Source organism: Streptomyces sp. NPDC002156 (assembly GCF_053593675.1).
This window is the reverse complement of sequence record NZ_JBSFDA010000001.1, coordinates 1-13,188: the sequence shown is the minus strand read 5'-3', so window position 1 is coordinate 13,188 and position 13,188 is coordinate 1. Positions and strand designations below refer to the sequence as shown.

12 protein-coding genes and 3 pseudogenes are annotated in these 13,188 nt (G+C 68.9%); 5 read left to right on the top strand and 10 right to left on the bottom strand.

Features of this window, described 5'->3' with window-relative positions; genetic code table 11:
* Positions 1-4 precede the first annotated feature (4 nt).
* The 4 genes from ACWCRB_RS00075 (at position 5) to ACWCRB_RS00060 (ending at position 4,090) form a co-directional block, all read left to right on the top strand.
* Positions 5-1,111 carry an NADH:flavin oxidoreductase/NADH oxidase gene (locus ACWCRB_RS00075; RefSeq protein ID WP_450993807.1) on the top strand — a complete coding sequence of 369 codons (1,107 nt, stop codon included), beginning with the start codon at positions 5-7 and terminating at the stop codon, positions 1,109-1,111.
* A 157-nt stretch (positions 1,112-1,268) separates the two neighbouring features.
* Positions 1,269-2,255, top strand: a complete 987-nt coding sequence (locus tag ACWCRB_RS00070) for an NADP-dependent oxidoreductase (RefSeq protein ID WP_450993806.1) — start codon at positions 1,269-1,271, stop codon at positions 2,253-2,255.
* A 15-nt stretch (positions 2,256-2,270) separates the two neighbouring features.
* Positions 2,271-3,029 carry a nitroreductase gene (locus tag ACWCRB_RS00065; RefSeq protein WP_450993805.1) on the top strand — a complete coding sequence of 253 codons (759 nt, stop codon included), beginning with the start codon at positions 2,271-2,273 and terminating at the stop codon, positions 3,027-3,029.
* Complete coding sequence (locus tag ACWCRB_RS00060; RefSeq protein ID WP_450993804.1) at positions 3,026-4,090, top strand: zinc-binding dehydrogenase; 1,065 nt, start codon at positions 3,026-3,028, stop codon at positions 4,088-4,090. The genes ACWCRB_RS00065 and ACWCRB_RS00060 overlap by 4 nt, the downstream gene beginning before the upstream one ends.
* A 59-nt stretch (positions 4,091-4,149) precedes the next feature.
* Here the strand turns inward: ACWCRB_RS00060 and ACWCRB_RS00055 are convergent, their stop codons facing one another.
* The 8 genes and pseudogenes from ACWCRB_RS00055 to ACWCRB_RS00020 all read right to left on the bottom strand — a co-directional run bounded on the left by ACWCRB_RS00055 (position 4,150) and on the right by ACWCRB_RS00020 (position 9,956).
* Complete coding sequence (locus tag ACWCRB_RS00055; RefSeq protein WP_450993803.1) at positions 4,150-4,827, bottom strand: HAD-IA family hydrolase; 678 nt, start codon at positions 4,825-4,827, stop codon at positions 4,150-4,152.
* Positions 4,828-4,838: 11 nt separating this feature from the next.
* Positions 4,839-5,876, bottom strand: coding sequence for a hydroxyacid dehydrogenase (locus tag ACWCRB_RS00050; protein ID WP_450993802.1), 1,038 nt, complete (start codon positions 5,874-5,876; stop codon positions 4,839-4,841).
* A 50-nt stretch (positions 5,877-5,926) separates the two neighbouring features.
* A pseudogene (locus tag ACWCRB_RS00045) lies at positions 5,927-6,482 on the bottom strand (N-acetylmuramoyl-L-alanine amidase).
* 63 nt (positions 6,483-6,545) lie between these two features.
* A complete protein-coding gene (locus ACWCRB_RS00040) occupies positions 6,546-7,211 on the bottom strand; it encodes an SDR family NAD(P)-dependent oxidoreductase (RefSeq protein WP_450993801.1) in 666 nt (221 codons plus the stop codon).
* Positions 7,212-7,350: 139 nt separating this feature from the next.
* Positions 7,351-7,722, bottom strand: a complete 372-nt coding sequence (locus ACWCRB_RS00035; protein WP_450993800.1) for a DUF2255 family protein — start codon at positions 7,720-7,722, stop codon at positions 7,351-7,353.
* A 182-nt stretch (positions 7,723-7,904) separates the two neighbouring features.
* A pseudogene (locus ACWCRB_RS00030) lies at positions 7,905-8,253 on the bottom strand (aldo/keto reductase); the annotation flags it as partial.
* A gap of 22 nt (positions 8,254-8,275) precedes the next feature.
* A complete protein-coding gene (locus ACWCRB_RS00025) occupies positions 8,276-9,256 on the bottom strand; it encodes an aldo/keto reductase (protein WP_450993799.1) in 981 nt (326 codons plus the stop codon).
* Positions 9,257-9,282: 26 nt separating this feature from the next.
* Positions 9,283-9,956, bottom strand: a pseudogene (locus ACWCRB_RS00020) (SDR family NAD(P)-dependent oxidoreductase).
* A gap of 410 nt (positions 9,957-10,366) precedes the next feature.
* On the opposite strand from ACWCRB_RS00020, the gene ACWCRB_RS00015 reads away from it, so the two are divergent.
* Positions 10,367-11,233 (top strand): MmyB family transcriptional regulator, encoded by an 867-nt coding sequence (locus tag ACWCRB_RS00015; protein ID WP_450993798.1) that lies wholly within the window; start codon positions 10,367-10,369, stop codon positions 11,231-11,233.
* Positions 11,234-11,293: 60 nt separating this feature from the next.
* Here ACWCRB_RS00015 and ACWCRB_RS00010 read toward each other — a convergent pair whose 3' ends face one another.
* Together ACWCRB_RS00010 and ACWCRB_RS00005 are read right to left on the bottom strand one after the other, a co-directional pair.
* On the bottom strand, positions 11,294-12,109 hold the full coding sequence (locus ACWCRB_RS00010; RefSeq protein WP_450993797.1) for a sulfite exporter TauE/SafE family protein: 816 nt from the start codon (positions 12,107-12,109) through the stop codon (positions 11,294-11,296).
* A 47-nt stretch (positions 12,110-12,156) separates the two neighbouring features.
* On the bottom strand, positions 12,157-13,188 hold a 1,032-nt coding region (locus ACWCRB_RS00005; protein ID WP_450993796.1), incomplete at its 5' end, for an XdhC family protein.

The following is a 13,188-nucleotide window of genomic DNA, read 5'->3' as shown; positions in this document are numbered from 1 at the left end:
ACTCGTGAGTGTCCTGTTCACCGCCCTGACCCTGCGGTCACTCAAGATCCCCAACCGCGTCTGGACGTCCCCGATGTGCATGTACTCCGCCGCCTCGGACGGACCGGAGGCGGGGGTGCCGACCGACTTCCACCTCACCCACCTGGTCGGCCGGGCAGTCGGGGGCGCCGGGCTGGTGATGGCCGAGGCCACAGGGATACGGCCCGACGGGCGTATCACCCCCTGGGACCTGGGGCTGTGGAACGACCGCCAGCAGCAAGCATTCGCGCGCATCACCGCGGCCATCCGCTCCCAGGGGTCGGTTCCGGCCATCCAGCTCTGCCATGCGGGCCGCAAGGCATCCGTCGACAAGCCCTGGCTCACCGGCCGGTACATACCCGAGGCCGAGGGCGGTTGGCAGGCGGTCGCGCCCAGCCCCGCACCGTTCGCCGGGCGGTCCGTACCGCACGAGCTCACGGTGGACGAGATCCAGCAGTTGGTACGGGATTTCGCCGAGTCGGCGAAGCGTGCCCTGGCCGCGGGTTTCCAGGTGGTCGAGTTGCACGGCGCCCACGGCTTCCTGATCAACTCCTTCCTTTCTCCCGCCTCCAACCACCGCACCGACTCCTACGGCGGCAGCTTCGAGAACCGACTGCGTTTTCCCCTCCAGGTGGTCGACGCCGTACGCGAGGTGTGGCCCGAGGACCTGCCGGTCTTCTTCCGCACGTCGGCCACGGACTGGCTGACCGAGAATCCGGAGGACGAGCGCATCGGCTGGACCGGCGACGACACCGTCCGCCTCGCCAAGGAGCTCCAAGCGCATGGCGTCGACCTCCTCGACGTGTCCACCGGCGGCATGGTCCCCGACGCCACGATCCCCGTCGCGCCCGGCTACCAGGTCCCCTTCGCCGCCCAGGTCCGTGCGACGACCGGGATGCTCACCGGCGCCGTCGGCCTGATTCTGGAGCCGGCCCATGCCGAGGACATCGTGGCCACCGGAGAGGCCGACGCCGTCCTGCTCGGCCGCGAACTGCTGCGCAACCCCTACTGGCCCCAGCACGCCGCACTCGAACTCGGCGCAGAGCCCCGCTGGCCCGAGCAGTACGACTACGCCGTACGACGGCGCGGCTGAGGCGAGGAAGGCCCCGCGCTGCGGATGCGCAGGGAGCCGCCCCACCGCACAGGCGGTGGCCGCACCACCAACACCGCGAGACGGTCCCCATGCTCCCTGTCCGCCGAGGGGTGTCGGGTGAGCAGGCCGTCGGCACGCACGGAAGGAACACCTCTCCATGAGCGCAAGGCAGTCCTCGTCCATAAAAGCGATCGGTCTGCACATCTATGGCGGCCCGGACGTGTTGCACGCCGTCGAGCTTCCGGAGCCGCATGCCGGCCCCGACGAGGTGCGGGTGCGGGTGCGTGCCGCCGGGGTGAACCCGGCCGACGCCATGCTCCGCGACGGCTCCCTCGCCGAGTGGTACCGCGATTTTGAACCTCCCTTCATTCCCGGCATGGACGTGGCGGGCACGCTGGACGAGGTCGCGGACGACGTCAAGGCCGCGTACGGCCTGTCCGAGGGCGAGCCAGTGATCGGCATCGTCGACAACCACGGCCGGCACGGCGGCTACAGCGAGTTCGTCGTCCTGCCGGCCGCGTCGGTCACGCGTCAGCCCGTCGGCACGACGTTCCCGGAAGCGGCCTCGTTCCTCATGAACGCGCTGACTGCCCGGAGCATCCTGGACTCCCTCGCACTCGCGCCCGGTTCGACTCTGGTCGTCACCGGAGCGGGCGGTGCCGTCGGCGGCTACGTCGTCCAGCTCGCCGCCTCGGAAGACCTGCGCGTCGTCGCGGTGGCGTCGGAGCACGACGAGGAGTGGCTGCGTTCCCACGGCGCCGACACCTTCGTCGCTCGCGGCGCCGACATCGCACAGCGCGTGCTGGATGTTGTGCCCGGTGGAGCCGAAGCCGTCGCGGACAGCGCCATGCTGCACGACCTGATTGCGCCTGCCATTGGTGACAACGGTCAGATCGCGGTCGTCCGTTTCTGGGACGGCGATCCCGGCCGGGGCATCGTCGTACACCCGGTGAACGTCCGCTCTCGCATCACCGACACCGCGGCCGTCATCCGGCTGCGCGAACAGGTGGAATCGGGTGAGCTCACTCTCAGAGTCGCGGCGACCCTGCCCGCCGACCAGGCTCCCGAGGCTCATCGGCTGCTGGAGAAGGGCGGCCTTCGGGGGCGACTCATCCTCGAATTCCCGCCCGCGCCAGCCATGTGAAAGACGAGGAGCACCGTGTCTGGCGACACCCTTTCCTTCGCCGAGGCCGTCCGGGCTCGTCACTCCGTTCGCGCGTTCCTGCCGGATCCGCTGTCCCCTGCACAGATCCGCAGCGTGCTGGAGGATGCGCGGACGGCCCCCTCCAACTGCAACACCCAGCCGTGGAACATCCACATCGTCTCGGGGCGGCAGCGGGACCTGTTGAGCAAGGAACTGCTGCGGGCCGAAGCCGCCGGAGAGTTGTCCGGCGACTTCACCTTTGACCAGAACGAATACTTCGGCGCGTACGCACAGTGCTCTCGCCACCAGGCACAGACCCGCAATGACGCTCTGGGCATCGCCCGGTCGGATCGTGAAGCACGCCGCGTGGCGGATCGGCGCAACTTCGAGTTCTACGGGGCTCCCCACGTGGCCATGCTCTTCGCTCCCGTCTTCGGTGACGGCGTGCGCGTGGGCGGCGACATCGGCATGTACGCCCAGACCTTCCTGCTCTCTCTCGCTGCCAGAGGCCTGGGCGGAATCCCTCAGACGGTGCTGGGCCTCTACGCCGACACCGTCCGCGATGTCCTGAACGTTCCCGACGACCTCAAGCTGTTCTTCGGCATCTCGTTCGGACACGAAGACCGCTCGTCCCGGGACAACAGCTACCGCCTCGGCAAGGTCCCGGCCCAGGAGAACGTCATCGCCCACGACACCCCAAGCCTGTTCGACAGCCACCAAGCCCCGAACCTCCCACTCCAGAGTCCGGCCGACACGAAGGGAAGCGCCCCATGAAGGGTTACGTCATCCAAGAGAAGGGCCGCGCCGACTGGCAGGAGGTCCCGGTCCCGGAGATCGGACCGTACGACGCCCTGGTCCGCCCGACCGCGGTGGCGACCTGCACGACAGACGTGCATCTCATCGACTCGCTCTCGCTCCCGAACGCGCTGGGCAAGGTCATCGGTCACGAGGCCGTCGGAGTCGTCGAACAAGTCGGCGACCTGGTCGCCGACTTCGCACCCGGGGACCGCGTCGTCCTTCCCGCGGGGCTGGCGGACTGGAGGCATCCCCGGGCACAGCGCGGAGAGGGCAAGTTCCACCAGAGCAAGAGCCCCTACTTCTCCGACGACCCGACCAACGGCGGGTGGTTCTCGGAACTGGTGAAGTGCTTCGACGCGGACTCCAACCTGGCGCGCATTCCCGACGGAGTCACTGATGTCCAGGCCGTCTCCGTCGACGACATGGCCGCCACAGGCTTCACCGGCGTCGAGCGGATGGAGATCCAGTTCGGCGAGGTCGTCGTCGTACTGGGCGTGGGACCCGTGGGACTTATGGGAGTGGCCGCGGCGGCGCTTCGGGGAGCCGGCCGTATTTTCGCCGTCGGCTCGCGCCCGAACACGATGACCGTCGCGACGCAGTACGGGGCGACCGACCTCGTCGACTACAAGAAGGGTGACGTCTACGAGCAGATCATGACGCTGACCGGTGGTGTGCAGGTCGACAGTGTCCTGGTCGCCAGCGGCGGCAGTGCGAGTGACCAGATCGGCACGGCCATGAGGCTCACGAAGTTCGGCGGCCACGTGTCGGTGGTCTCGGGCTTCTTCGACGACGAGACGGTGACGCTTCCGATGGAGGTCTGGAACTACGGTGTGATGGAGAAGTTCCTCACCGCGGCCCAGGCCAACCAGGGCCGGGACTACATGGAGCGTCTGCTGCTGTTGATCGAGAACGGCAAGCTCGACACCCAGCCGCTGGCAACTCATGTGCTGCACGGCTGGGACAACGTCGGGAAGAGCCTCGAACTGATGCGCAGCCGCGACCAGACCCTCATCAAGCCGATCGTCGTCGTCGGCTGACTGCGGCCGTGCGGTGCGAACACCCTCTCTTCGGAGGTGTTCGGAGGTGTGGGGGGTGGTCAGAACCGCAGCAGGTCCGCGGCGGCGAGGCTGAGAACGCCGTCGTGCCATTGCAGGCCGCGCAGATCGCGGACGACGACGGTGGCGTCGGTGGCCAGTCCGCGCTGCCCGACTCCGATGACGGTTGCGCCCGTCGCGGCTCCGGCCTCCGCTCCCGCGGTGCTGTCCTCGAAGACAACGGTCCGTGCCGGGGCGAAGCCCAGCTTCTCCGCCGCCGTACGGTAGCCGTCGGGCGCCGGTTTGCCGCGGCTGACGTCGTCCGCGGTGATGAGCACGGGTGGAGTGGGCAGCCCCGCCGCCGTGAGGCGGGCCCGGGCCAGGACGGTGACTCCGGAGGTCACCACCGCCCACCGGTCGCGTGGCAGGCCCGCGAGGAAGTCGAGGGCGCCGGGGAGCGCTGTGGTGGAGGCCGCGGCCTCCACCTCCAGGCGGTCGATCGCGGCGAGCGCGGCCGGTCGCTCCTCAGGGTCGGTCACCAGTAGGGCGACGGTGTCGGCCGAACGGCGGCCGTGCACCATGGCGGTCACCTGTTCCGGCGGCAGGTCGCGGTCGCGGGCCCACTGGCTCCAGGCCTGGTCGACACCGAGGTCGGAGTCGACCAGGACACCGTCGTTGTCGAAGAGCAGGCCTTCGCAGGGGATGTCGAGCGCGGCGGGCGGGTGGAGCTGTGCAGTCATGGGCGGTCCCTTCACGTCACGGGGCGGTTGCGGTAGCGGCCGACCAGTTCACGGGCGGCGGTCTGCATACGGACGGGAGGGAGCCCCTGGGCGAGGAGGGTCAGGTCGTCGAGGACCATGTCGCCGATGGTCCGGAAGGCTTCCGGGATGCCGCCCGCGCGGTGTGCGGAGAGCACGAGACCGTCGAGGTCGCGGGCCGGGTCGTCGGCGGCGACCGGTTCCTCCGGCCATACGTCGATGCCGGCGAGCAGGCGTCCGCGCGCGACGTGGGCGAGCAGCGCCGGGTAGTCGACGACCGGTGCGCGGCTGACCAGGACGAGGCGGGCACCGTCGGGCAGCAGTTCGAGTTCGCGTTCTCCGATCAGGTGGCGGCTGTCGTCCGTGACGGTGGCCAGCACGAACACGAAGCGGCTCCGGGCGAGGGTCTCGTCGAGCGAGGCGGGAAGCACACCGTGTTCGTGCAGGACACCGGGCGGCAACCAGGGGTCGTAGACCCGGATGGTGGGCCGGAAGGGCGTGAGGAGCCGGTTGAGGCTGCGGCCGAGGTTGCCGAAGCCGACCAGGCCCACGTCGGAGCCCTGCAGCAGCACAGCGTCCACGTTGCCGTCGGAGACGTACCGCTCCCGTCCGGCGCGGAAGGCCCGGTCCTCGCGGCTGATGCCGCGGGCGAGGTCGAGGGCGAGTCCGAGGGAGTACTCGGCGACGGCCTGTGCGTAGGCGGGTCCGCAGCCCAGCACATGGATACCGCGCTCGAAACAGATCGCGTAGTCGACGTTGGGGAAGAAATTGCCCTCGACGTTCAGCAGCGCCCGCAACCTGCCCGCGCGGGCAAGCCGCCCGGCCGGCAGGTCGGGCTGTCCGACGATCGCGAAGGCGTCGGGCAGCACCTCCTCAAGCGCTTCCTCGGAGGGATCGTTCTCCAGGTCCACCACGGTGAAGCGGTCGCGGAGCGACTCAAGAGCGGCGGGGGCGAAGATGCGGTTCGTGCGCTGCGGCCTGGGGCGCAGGACCACCACGGGCTTGGCGGGGGCGGCGGGTGGAGCGGTCACAGAACTCCTCGCGTGTGTACGGGTATTGGCTCGCCGTTCAGAACGGAGTGTCAGGCCGAGACCAGTATCAGGCGTATGTAGCGGTCCCAGTCCCAGTGCGGGCCGGGGTCGGTGTGGTCGGTGCCGGGGACCTCGTTGTGGCCGACGATGTGTCCGCGGTCGACTGGGATGCCGTGGCGCGCGCAGATGTCGGCGCACAGTTTCGCGGAGGCGCGGTAGGCGGCGTCGGTGAACCAGCGGTCCGGTTGGTCCACGAACCCCTCGTGCTCGACATCTGGGTGAGATGGCCGTCGTGGGCACGAACCACATAGTGCGTTGCGGCGCGGTGTCCGGGGTCCTGGAACACCTTCAGGGCGACGGTGTCCGAGGCGGCGGTGTTCCACTCGGCGCCGGGATGGTGGGTCCTGCCGTACTCGCGGGATTGCCCGCGGTCCTCGATCGAGCGCCGGGCGCGGGGAAGCTGCGTGGGACGGCGTCAGCCGAATGAGCGGCCGCGAAGCCGAGCCCGCCGAGGAAGGCCGCACCGGTGCCGAGGAAGACCGCTCTGCGGGTCGGGAAGCGGGGCTGCTCGGGCGAGGCCCAGGTCGGGCGATCAGTGGAGTGCATGGAGAGGCTGCCTCGTGTACGTGTCGGCGGGGGCCGGTTCGACGGCCCGTAGCCATTTGGTGGTCAGGAGTCCAAGTCGCCTGCGCAGAGGCGGAATCCCCTCCGCTCGCTGTGCATGTCCCACAGCCTGCGGGCCAGGACGGTGGGATCCGTGTTCGGGTCGCCGGGCACAATCGCGCCGGGGATGATGAGCTGCCCGACGTGGATGTTGTCGTCGGCGAGCGTGTCGTGGAGCATCCGGGCGTAGGCGCTTTCGGCGGCGAAGGCGACGGACGTGCCGGCACGTCCGGGGTGGGGGCGTACGGCGCTGCCTCCGTTGACGAAGAGGAGGGTGCCGCGGCCGAGGGACCGCATGCCGGGCAGCACTTGGCGCACCGCGGTGACCGGTCCGTAGAGCGAGAACTCGATCGGGCCCGCCAGATCGGCGGGAGTGGCCTCCAGCACCGGCCGCATGAACTCCCTTTGTGGGACCGGGCTGTACTGCAGCACTTCGATCGGGCCTAGGGTGGCGGTCGCCGCGTCGAGGGCTGCTTCCAGGGCGGCCCGATCGCGTACGTCGGCGGCGAATCCGCGTGCGGTCACCCCCTTGGCGGTCAGGCCGGCCGCCAGCGCGTCGAGCCGGTCCTGGTTGCGGGAGATCAGCGCGACATCGAAGCCGCCGTGGCCGAACTGTCGGGCGACGGCCGCTCCGAGGCCGCCTCCCGCTCCGACGATGACGATGGTGGTCATGCTTCTTCTCCTCGAGTAGGGGGCAGGTCGCCGTCCTACCGGCGAATACCTCCCCGGACATGGGCATACACCGTCCTGTGGAGAACGCGAGATCGTGACCCCGGCGGCGTCGCCATGCGTTCGGGAGCAGGGACTGAGCTCAGCGAGGGGAGATGCGGACTGTCGCCGATTTCGGTCCGTCACCCTGCATGATCGGCACTGCGGAGCTGCCCGGGTACTTCTCTTCGTAGGCGGCGTCGACAGCGGCGTCGACGTCGCTGCCGACGGGTTCGAAGGTGACCTCGTAGTACTCACCGGCGACGCGAACGCGACCGGCCCTCTGGACGATGGCCGCCTGATACCACTTCGACTGCTGTCCGTTGGCGGCACGCACGTAGACGTGGCCGTCGACGACGAGTGCCCAGGTCTGGGTCGGGGTGCCGTAGGTGGTGCCGTCCTCGCGGAACGGGGATACGAAGAGATCCGCGTTCTCGGCGATCGCACGGAGCTGTGTCTGGCTCCAGGAGCTCATGATGGTTCTTCTCTCAGGGATGCGGGTTTGTTCTTCGGCCCGACTGGAAGTAGGTGAGCGCCGCCGCAGCGGCGGGCAGGTGATGGTTCTTGGTCGCACCCACGATCGGGGCGTCGATCGTCGGCCTGTCGCTGTCCTGCCACAGAGGGCGCCCGTCGAAGTCGCTGCTCGGGTTGTCCCTGGGGGAACATCTCCTGCTCTTCCCCGCGCTGCACCAGGCTGTACTGGTCCTGCATGGAGACGAACCCTCGTCCACCCGTTCATCTGGGCGACGAACTGCATCTTGGCGAACTGCCACGCATACATGCTGGATGCGCCGATGTAGCGGGCCTTGCCGACCTTGACCACGTCGTGCAGGGCCTCCATCGTCTCTTCGACGTAGTAAGTGCCGAGCCGGGTGAGCGAGGCGTCGACCTGCTCCATGATCGCCTTGCGTGACAGCCCGGAACCCCCGGGGCCGTCGTGCATGTGCTGGTGGACCTTGGTCGCCAGCACGATGTCGTCGCGTCGCGCGAACCATCTCCTCGTCCTTCAAGAGTGCGCGGCGCCGCGGTCAGCGGTCGATGCTGGCCATGTTCGCCTCGTCGTGGCGCTCGCCCGAGGCGGGCGTGAGGTTGTTCAGGCGGTCGAGCTGAGCGGCGCTGAGTTCGATGCCGTCGGCGGCGGTGTTCTCCTCGACGCGCGAGACCCGCCGTGTTCCGGGGATGGGGGCGATGTCGTCGCCGCGGGTCAGCAGCCACGCCAGCGCGGTCTGGGCCGGAGTCGCTCCGATCTCGGCGCCGATGGCCTGCACTTCGTCGACGATGCGCAGGTTGCGCTGGAAGTTCTCACCGGTGAAACGCGGGTTGGTCTTGCGCCAGTCGTCATCGGCGAAGTCGTCGACCGTGTGGATCTGCCCGGTCAGCAGGCCGTGGCCGAGGGGGGAGTAGGGCACGAATCCGATGCCGAGTTCGCGCAGCAGCGGGAGGATCTCGGCCTCGACGTCGCGGGTCCACAGGGAGTATTCGGTCTGGAGGGCGGCCACCGGATGCACGGCGTGTGCCCGGCGGATCGTCTCGGGGCCGGCTTCCGAGAGTCCGATGTGGCGCACCTTGCCCTCGGCGACCAGTTCGGCCAGCGCGCCGACGGTCTCCTCGACGGGAGTGCTCCGGTCGACCCGGTGCTGGTAATAGAGGTCGATGTGGTCGGTGCCCAGCCGCTTGAGTGAGCCTTCGACTGCGGCCTTCACGTTGCCGGCGCTGCTGTCGACGACGCCGGGGCCGCCATCGGAGTGGGAGACGAGACCGAACTTCGTCGCCACGACGACGTCGTCGCGTCGGCCCTTGATGGCCTTGCCGACGATCTCCTCGCTGTGGAAGGGACCGTAGATCTCGGCGGTGTCGATGTGGGTGACCCCGAGGTCCAGCGCTCGGTGGATGGTGCGGATCGACTCGGAGTCGTCGAGCCCCCCGCCCGTCGTGTAGGTGCCGGCCATGGTCATGGCTCCCAGACCGATGCGAGAGACATCGAGTGCGCCCAGGGATACGTGCTTCATTGGTTACTCCTTGGTTGTGGCGGCCGTCAGGCCTGGTCGGTGGGCATGACCCGGAGTTCGGCGATCGAGGCGTGCCGGGGCCGGGTCACGATGTAGGCGATCCCGTCGGCGATGTCAGCCGGGTCCAGTCGTTCGTGCTGCTCGTTGAACGGCTCGAGGATCTCCGTGTGGACGGTGTCGTTGTTGTGCGAGCCGAGCTCGGTGTCGACGGCGCCCGGCTCCAGAACACTCACCCGCACATGCCGCTGGGTGACTTCCTGCCTCAGCGCTTCCGTGAAGCCGTTCACGCCGAACTTGGTGAGGTTGTAGACGCCGTAGTTCGCCCACGCCTGTCGGCCCGCGATGGAGCTGATGTCGGCGACCCGGCGGGGCCCGTCCTCGGCGGCGTTGAGCAGGCGGGGGAGGGCGGCGCGGGTGGTGTAGAGCAGGCCCTGCACGTTGATGGCGATCATGCGCTCCCATTCCTCGACGTCCGCGCCGACGACGGGGCCCAGGAGCATCAGGCCGGCGTTGTTGACCAGGATGTCCAGCCGCCCGAAGTGCTCGACGGCCTGCTGCACGGCCGCCTCGGCCTGGGCGTGGTCGGTGCCACGAGGGCGACGGAGGCGCCGTGGTCGGCGAGTTGGCGGGCGGTGGCGGCGCCGATACCGCTGCTCGCTCCGGTGACCAGCGCGACGGTGCCGGTCAGTTGCGATGCCATGAAGGTTGTCCTTTCCGCTGATGTACGGCGTGGCGGCAGACAGCAGGGGCGTCACATCAGTCGCCTGGGCCGGACAGGGCCGACCATGAGGATCTCCGACGTACTCGCGTCGGGAAAAAGAATTCCGGCTCATAGTTTTCTGTTCGATCCATCGACGAGTACAGAGGAAACAGTGCCATCGACTCCTGAACGCGACAATGGGAGAGATCTTTCCTGGTATAAAACCCTGTCCCCCAACGAACTGGCCATGCGGTGTCGCATCGGACAGCCACTTGCCGTACATGCAGTGTCACACGCTCCGCAGGTCCCGGCGAAGGGGAGGAGCCTTGCCGGGAATAGATGTTCCAGGTATAAATCCCTACCCCTCAGCAGAGCTGTGCCGGAGCGGCTTCCGCAGTATCGTGACCGGCATGAGCAGGGACGCACACCTCAGTGAGCTGGGTGAATTCCTCAAGGCCCGGCGCGCCGAGCTGAGACCCCATGCGATGGGTCTGCCCGAGAGCGGGGCCCTGCGGAGGGTCCCGGGCCTGCGCCGGGAGGAAGTGGCGCAGCTGGCCTCGATCAGCACCGTGTACTACACCCGCCTGGAGCAGGGCCGCATCGAAGCCTCCACGCCGGTCCTTCTCGCCTTGGCCCGGGTGCTGCGCCTGGACGACGACCAGCGCGACTATCTGCTCGAACTGGCGGGGAAGGAAAATGCACTGCCACGCCGACGTGCGGCGCAGAAGGTCCGGCCGTCGATGCGACGGCTCCTCGACAATCTCACCGATATCCCTGCTCTCGTTCTCGGCCGCTGTATGGATATTCTCGCCTGGAATCCTCTCGCTGCTGCTTTGATGACGGATTTCTCCCAGATACCGGAAGAGCACCGCAATTCTGTGAGACTGGTTTTCACCGACCCGGCGATGCGAGATCTGTATGCGGACTGGGAAGATGTCGCCCGCACCAATGTGGCCTTCCTGCGCATGGAAGCCGCGCAGAATCCCGACGATCCCCGTCTGAACGCACTCGTCGAGGAGCTCTCCGTACAGGATCGTCAGTTCCGGCAGTGGTGGGGTGCCCACCAGGTGGCTCATCACGCCATGGGCACGAAGGCCTTCCGTCATCCTGTGGCCGGTGACCTCACCCTCGACTGGGAAACCCTCGCCTGCCCCACCGATCCTGACCAGCAGCTCACCGTCCTGAGCGCGGAACCCGGCACCCCCTCCCACGAGAGACTGCGCTTTCTCGCCTCCTGGTCCGCCACCCACCAGTCGAGCACTGGGACCGCCCACTGACGCTGGGCACCATCCAGTCGGGCCCGGGAAGAGCCGGGTGCAGACCTCTGCTGTCCGCCGTCAGTCGTGCCGGGCGAGCTTGACCGCGGAAATGAGCAGGACCACGGACAGCACGGGGATGAGCACCAGGTCCGGGAACACCCCGAGCAGCAGCCCGCCCAGTACCGCTCCGGTGACCGAGCCCGCGATCATGACCAGGGTGAAGCGGCGGTGGGTGCCCAGCACGGCGAAGCCGCCGTCACGGCTGTAGCGGGTGAAGGCCACCAGCATCGTCGGCAGCGACACCAGCAGCGAGAGGCTGCCCGCGGTCTTGATGTCCACCGCGAACAGCAGCACGATCGTCGGGATCAGCAGCTCTCCCCCGGCCACGCCCATGATCGCCGCGACCGCTCCGATACCGAAGCCGGCCGCCACCCCGCAGGTCACCTGAGCCCACAGTGGCAGCGCGAGCGTCCCCACGGTGCTGATGTGCGTGAACAGCAGAGCCGCGGCCATGAGCACCATCAGAGCGGCCAGCACCTTGTAGAGGGTGGAGCTGCGCATCCGTACCGCCCACGTCGCTCCGGCCCAGGCCCCCAGCAGACTCCCGGCCAGCAAGTTGACCGCGACCGTCCAGTGCGCGGCCACCTCGCCGGCGGGAACCGCCGCCAGGCGGGCGGGCAGCGCGACCAGCACCACCACCAGACTCATCGCCTTGTTCAGGATGACCGCGGAAAGCGCGGCGAACCCGAACAGCCCGATCAGCAGCGGCAGGCGGAACTCCGCACCGCCCAGACCGATCATCCCGCCCAGAACACCGATGGCCGCTCCCGCACCGAACACCACCGGTGTCGAGTGCGTAGAACGGAGGAGAACGAGGGGCTGGTCGGCAGTCATGGCGAGCATCCTCGCTGGTGGCAGCCCCCGCGCTCTACGGCACGCCCTCACACGGCTGTCAGTACGGCCGATGCGAGGGCGCCGGGAGCGGGGTGGTGGATGGGTCCGGTGCCGTGGGTCAAGGGCAGGCCGGTGCCGTGGTTGGCGTGGGCGATGATCTCGGCCGTGATGGAGAGGGCTGTTTCCTCGGGGGTGTGGGCGCCGAGGTCGAGGCCGATGGGGGAGCGCAGGTGCGCGAGCCGGTCCTCGTGTACACCCACCTCTCGCAATGCCTCCATGCGGTGGTCGTGGGTGCGGCGGGAGCCCATCGCACCGACGTAGCCGACCGGAAGGCCGAGGGCCAGCCGCAGCAGGGGGATGTCGAACTTGGCGTCGTGGGTGAGGACACAGACGGCGGTGCGGGCGTCCACCTCGGTGTCCGCCAGATACCGGTGCGGCCAGTCGACGACGACTTCGTCGGCGTGCGGGAAGCGGGCGGGAGTGGCGAAAGTGGGGCGGGCGTCGCAGACGGTGACCCGGTAGCCGAGGAAGCTGCCGGCCTGGCTGAGGGCGGCGGCGAAGTCGGTGGCGCCGAAGATGAGCATGCGGGGGCGGGGCGCGTGGGTGTGGACGAGTACGGAGAGTTTCTCGGGGCAGGTGTCGGCGTCGCCGCCGACCTCGGTCCGGGCTGTGCGGCCGGTGCGCAGCAGTGCGCGGGCCTGTGCTGCCACCGCCCGGTCTTCGCGCTCGCTGCCCACTGTCCCGTCGTATGCGCTGCCGTCGCCGAGCAGCGTGAGGGTACGGCCGAGGAGCGCTTCGGGGCCGTCCACGATCTGGGCCACAGCGGCGGGGCGACCCTGCACGATTGCGTGGAGGACATCGGTGAGATGTGACCGGTCCGCCGGATCGACGCGCTGGACGAGGACGTCGATCTCGCCCCCACAGGTGAGGCCGACGGCGAAGGCGTCGTCGTCGGAGTAGCCGAAGCGGGCCCGCGCGGGGGCTCCGCCGTCGGCCTTGTGGAAGTAGAGCAGGTCCTTGTCGGTGCGGGCCGCGCCGATGAGCGGCTTCAGCGCCGGGTCCGTGGCCGCGAGGGTGTC

What these genes read in the sequence shown, in the direction of transcription:
- ACWCRB_RS00070 (WP_450993806.1), top strand. Translation starts at nt 1,269, where the DNA reads ATGAGCGCAAGGCAGTCCTCGTCCATAAAAGCGATCGGTCTGCACATC.
- ACWCRB_RS00060 (WP_450993804.1), top strand. Translation starts at nt 3,026, where the DNA reads ATGAAGGGTTACGTCATCCAAGAGAAGGGCCGCGCCGACTGGCAGGAG.
- ACWCRB_RS00055 (WP_450993803.1), bottom strand. Translation starts at nt 4,827, where the DNA reads ATGACTGCACAGCTCCACCCGCCCGCCGCGCTCGACATCCCCTGCGAA.
- ACWCRB_RS00040 (WP_450993801.1), bottom strand. Translation starts at nt 7,211, where the DNA reads ATGACCACCATCGTCATCGTCGGAGCGGGAGGCGGCCTCGGAGCGGCC.
- ACWCRB_RS00035 (WP_450993800.1), bottom strand. Translation starts at nt 7,722, where the DNA reads ATGAGCTCCTGGAGCCAGACACAGCTCCGTGCGATCGCCGAGAACGCG.
- ACWCRB_RS00025 (WP_450993799.1), bottom strand. Translation starts at nt 9,256, where the DNA reads ATGAAGCACGTATCCCTGGGCGCACTCGATGTCTCTCGCATCGGTCTG.
- ACWCRB_RS00015 (WP_450993798.1), top strand. Translation starts at nt 10,367, where the DNA reads ATGAGCAGGGACGCACACCTCAGTGAGCTGGGTGAATTCCTCAAGGCC.
- ACWCRB_RS00010 (WP_450993797.1), bottom strand. Translation starts at nt 12,109, where the DNA reads ATGACTGCCGACCAGCCCCTCGTTCTCCTCCGTTCTACGCACTCGACA.